Genomic DNA, 4,072 nt, shown 5'->3' with positions numbered 1-4,072 from the left:
GCAGGCCCTAGGTGCGCTTGATCGTGCGCAGGGGCTCACCGGGTTGCCAGACCTGGACGACGAGGTACTTGTCGTCCTCGACGTAGGTCCTCACGACCTCGGTCAGCTCGGTACGGAAGAGGTGGAACGGCTCCGGCGGTTCCACCTCTTCGCTGTATGCGGCCTTCCGCTCCGGGTCCTCGACCTCGATCGCCCGCCCGGCGATCCGCACGTCGCCGCCGCCCATGGACTGCCCCTCCCCGGGGTTCGCCTGGAGTGCGAAGCGCGGGTCGCGGCGCAGGTCGAGCGCCTTGAGCGAGTTCGGCATCATGCCGAGCCACAGCTCACCGTCGAGGAAGCGGACCTCCAGGCCCGTGGTGCGGGGGGAGCCGTCCTTGCGCAGGGTGGCGAGAACGTGGTGGGTGAAGGCGCCGAAGCGTGCTTCCGCGGTGCGGGCGAGGTCCGGTTCCGCCTCGGTGAAAGCTGCCCAGTTCACTGTCATACGGTGAGTGTGGCGCCGATACCTGACATCCGCTGTCTGGTTTCCGCGGCCGGAGGACGGGATGAGCCCGTGACGGGGGCGGGATCTTTACAGAACATCTCTGTTCTCCTGCGCTGACCGACGGTAACTTCCGCCCCGTAAGCAACCCAGTGCTGGAGGACACATGCACGGGACGCCCCTCGGGCCCATTCCGCCCTCGCCGTTGCCGAACGACCAGTTGCAGTTCGCGATGCCGCCGATGCACGAGTCCGTCGAGGACGAGCGCCGGCACCGCAAGGAGCGGCTCGCGGGCGCGCTGCGGATCTTCGGGCGGCTCGGGTTCGAGGACGGGGTGTCGGGACACATCACCGCGCGCGATCCCGAGTTCAGCGACTGCTTCTGGGTCAATCCGTTCGGGATGCCGTTCAAGCACGTCACCGTCAGCGACCTGGTGCTCGCCAACTCCGAGGGCCAGGTGATCGAGGGCCGCTACCACGTCAACCAGGCGGCCTTCACCGTGCACTCCCAGGTGCACGCCGCGCGCCCGGACGTCGTCGCCGTCGCCCACTGCCACTCGGTGCACGGGCGGGCGCTCGCGGCACTGGGGGAACTGCTGGACCCGATCACTCAGGAGAGCTGCGCCTTCTACGAGGACCACGCGCTCTACGACGCCTACTCGGGGGTCGCCGTCGACGCCCTGGAGGGCCGACGGATCGCGGCCGCGCTCGGCTCGCGCAAGGCGCTCGTCCTGCGCAACCACGGGTTGCTGACCGTCGGTGACTCGGTGGACGCGGCGGCCTGGTGGTTCCTGTCGATGGAGCGGTCCTGCCAGGTGCAGCTGACCGCGAAGGCCGCGGGGCGTCCGGTGCTGATCGAGCATCGGCCGGCGGTGGCCACGCGGGAGCAGTCGGGCGGGGATCTGGTGGCGTGGATCAACTATCAGCCGTTGTGGCAGGACGTCAGCCGGAGCGAGCCGGATCTGCTGAGCTGAGGGCCGGGAGGGCTGAGGGGGCCGAGAGGCCGGAGGGCTGACCCGGCCGAGAGGCCGGAGGGCTGAGGGGGCCGAGAGGCTGAGCGGGCTGGGGGTCAGAAGCCCCGGAGGACCACCGCTTTCGTCATCGCGAACTCCTCGTCCGTGAGCACGCCGTCCCGGTGCAGCTCGCCCAACTCCCGCAGTCTGCGCAGGAGTACGTCGTGGTGGTCGGCCGGTGGCCGGACCGGTGCCGTCAGCTGGGCGCGGTCGGTGGAGTCGACGACGGGCCGGGCGGACGGGTGCGGCAGGCGGGCGGTGACCGCGGTGGCGACCAGGGCGGTGAGCAGGTCGCGACGGGCGCTGCCCCACAGGTCCAGGGCGTACGGGTCCTTCTCCGGCGGCAGTTTGGAGAACACCGTCTCGCGGGTCACGAAGCGCAGGAAGCCGTCCTCGTAGCCGGAGTTGGGCAGCCACTCGACCTGGACGAGGTCGCCTGCGTTGATGATGCGCGGGCCGGTCGCCCGTTTGACCCGGTCGGAGGTGTCGGACCAGTCGATCCGCACCTGGGTGCCGTCGAAGGAGACCGTACCGTCGGAGGAGCGGACGGAGACGGGGACGGGCGGGCCGGGGAGAAGGTAGGTCTTGGTCGGTTCCCTGGGGATCTGGTCCAGGAGCAGTGCGTGCCGGATCTCCTCGGCGACATACTCGGCGACCCCGGCACGGTCGACGTCCACCGTCAGCCGGTACGGATCCGCCGGGTCGGGCAGTCGGCCGCCGGTTGCCTGGAGCAGCGGGTCGGCGCCCTCGCGCAGCCGCATGCGCAACCGTCCGCGTTTGCGTTCGGGCTCGAAGACGATGCTCGCGACGGCTTCGAGCGGTACGGCGATCTCTCCGTACGTCTGCCGGAACAGTGGCACGGAGCGGTGGAGTCCCGGCGTGATCCGGACCGTTGTGCCGTCGAAGGCCCAGGTCCCGTCGCGCTGGATGATCTCGGCCATAGGGAAATTCTCGCAGTCGGGTCAACACGCCGGTTCTCTCATCACCCGCGCCGGCCGGACCTGCGGGATGGGGGCCGGGTGGTGTGCGGCACAATTCGCTGTCGTCGTACGGGAGTTGTCGGCGGTGTGGATGGCGGCCGCAATCGGCGGTGGCCGGTATGTGAGATCAGGCTGCCGGTCGTGGGGCCGTGAGGCTATAAGGCCATGTGGCTATTAGGTCATGAGGCTATGGGGCCACGTGGCTATGGGGCCATGAGGTCACCTGGTTGCTGGGCACCAGGTCGTGAGGGTACGGAAGGCGGACATCGGGCGTGGCGGTGCAGGAGGCTGGGCAGGGTGGCGCGGCTGCGGGCGCGCATGGGGGCGGCTGCACCTGTGGGGACTGTCCGCACGGGGCGCGTGCGGGGCATCGGCGGGCGGTCGCCGCATTCCTGCTGAAGCGGGACGAGTTCGCGGCCGGGCAGGGGCTGCCGGCCGCGGTGGCCCACTCGGCCTCGGCCTCCCGGCAGTGGGTCTCGGAGGAGTTGACGCAGTCGGCGGAACTGGTCGCCGAGCGGGCGCGGGCCGAGGGCGAGGCGCGGCTGGCGCGGCTGTGGTGGCGTACGACGTCGGTGGTCTGGATCCTGGTCGTGGTGCTGCTGCTGGTGCAGGCGCTCACGGCGATCGGGGCGGGGTGGACTTCGGCGCGTACGGCCGGGCTGCTGGCGGCGCTGGTGACGGCCGGGGCGCTGACCGCGGCGTCCTGGTTCCACCGGGCGCGGGGCGGGGCGCTTGCGCCGCTCATCGGTGAGGACAACCGGCTGTCCACCTCGCGTGCGGTGGCCGGGGCGTGGGTGCTGTTCGTGGCGTATGCGGTGTTGGTGCTGGTGGGGCGCCTGGCTGCGGCGTCCGGGCACGAGGAGCGCGATGCGCTGATCGCCGGACTCGAACTCGGGCGGGGTGCGGGTGTGGTGACCGTGCTCGCCGTGGTGTCCGCGATCGCGGTGCTGGTGCGGCGGGTCGTCGGGGTGCGGGTGCTCGGGCAGCGACTGCAGAAGGTGCGGGCGGATCGGCCTCGGGCGGCGGATCTGCTGACGGACGATGCGGGGCGGGGGACCTTCGCGGACATCCAGTACGTGGTGATCGGCGGGGTTGCGTTGCTGTTCGCGGCGGTGCGGCTGGGACGGCGGCCGGATCAGTTGCCCGATCTGCCGTGGGGGTTGGCCGTGGTGGTGCTGATCTCGGCGGCGACGTATCTGGCCGGGAAGTATGCGGAGGGGGGTCGGCCGGTGATCCTCTCGGTGGTGCGGGCGCGGGAGGCCGGCGATCTGGACGCGCCGATCCGTACGGGGGACGACATCGAGATCAGGGGGGCCGGGTTCGTGCCGCCCGGGGGGCAGGGGGCGGACCGGTTGTCGCGGATGGTGGTGCGGATCGGGGCGGTGCATGTGCATGTGCCGTTGGTGCCGGTGAGCGGGGGGTTCAGCAATCCGACGGATGCGGTGCTGAGGGTGCCTGTGCCGGCGGATGTGGAGCCGGGGCGGGTGGAGGTGCAGGTGGTTACTGCGGCGGGGATGGAGACCAACCGGTACGCCATTGATGTGACTGACTGACTGACTGACAGGTGCCTCCTGCCTCCGGCGGTTGAGCGGGGGCGTGGGG

At 71.0% G+C, this 4,072-nt stretch carries 4 protein-coding genes; 2 read left to right on the top strand and 2 right to left on the bottom strand.

What is annotated here, in order from left to right; genetic code table 11:
• Window positions 1–7: 7 nt before the first annotated feature.
• Entirely contained in the window at window positions 8–481 is a 474-nt protein-coding gene (locus tag ADL12_RS38020) for a pyridoxamine 5'-phosphate oxidase family protein (protein ID WP_062711493.1), read from the bottom strand.
• 163 nt (window positions 482–644) lie between these two features.
• Here ADL12_RS38020 and ADL12_RS38015 point away from each other — a divergent pair, with 163 nt between their 5' ends.
• Window positions 645–1,451 (top strand): class II aldolase/adducin family protein, encoded by an 807-nt coding sequence (locus tag ADL12_RS38015; protein ID WP_062711490.1) that lies wholly within the window; start codon window positions 645–647, stop codon window positions 1,449–1,451.
• A gap of 95 nt (window positions 1,452–1,546) precedes the next feature.
• Here the strand turns inward: ADL12_RS38015 and ADL12_RS38010 are convergent, their stop codons facing one another.
• On the bottom strand, window positions 1,547–2,431 hold the full coding sequence (locus tag ADL12_RS38010) for a DUF4429 domain-containing protein (protein WP_062711487.1): 885 nt from the start codon (window positions 2,429–2,431) through the stop codon (window positions 1,547–1,549).
• A 311-nt stretch (window positions 2,432–2,742) separates the two neighbouring features.
• Here ADL12_RS38010 and ADL12_RS38005 point away from each other — a divergent pair, with 311 nt between their 5' ends.
• A complete protein-coding gene (locus ADL12_RS38005; protein WP_062711483.1) occupies window positions 2,743–4,023 on the top strand; it encodes a hypothetical protein in 1,281 nt (426 codons plus the stop codon).
• The last annotated feature ends 49 nt before the right edge of the window (window positions 4,024–4,072 follow it).

The organism is Streptomyces regalis (assembly GCF_001509475.1).
Lineage (GTDB): Bacteria > Actinomycetota > Actinomycetes > Streptomycetales > Streptomycetaceae > Streptomyces > Streptomyces regalis.
This window is presented reverse-complemented; position numbering and strand designations above follow the sequence as displayed.

Bases quoted from the DNA above. Each gene is read 5' to 3' on its own strand.
- ADL12_RS38015 (WP_062711490.1), top strand. From the start codon at position 645: ATGCACGGGACGCCCCTCGGGCCCATTCCGCCCTCGCCGTTGCCGAAC.
- ADL12_RS38010 (WP_062711487.1), bottom strand. From the start codon at position 2,431: ATGGCCGAGATCATCCAGCGCGACGGGACCTGGGCCTTCGACGGCACA.
- ADL12_RS38020 (WP_062711493.1), bottom strand. From the start codon at position 481: ATGACAGTGAACTGGGCAGCTTTCACCGAGGCGGAACCGGACCTCGCC.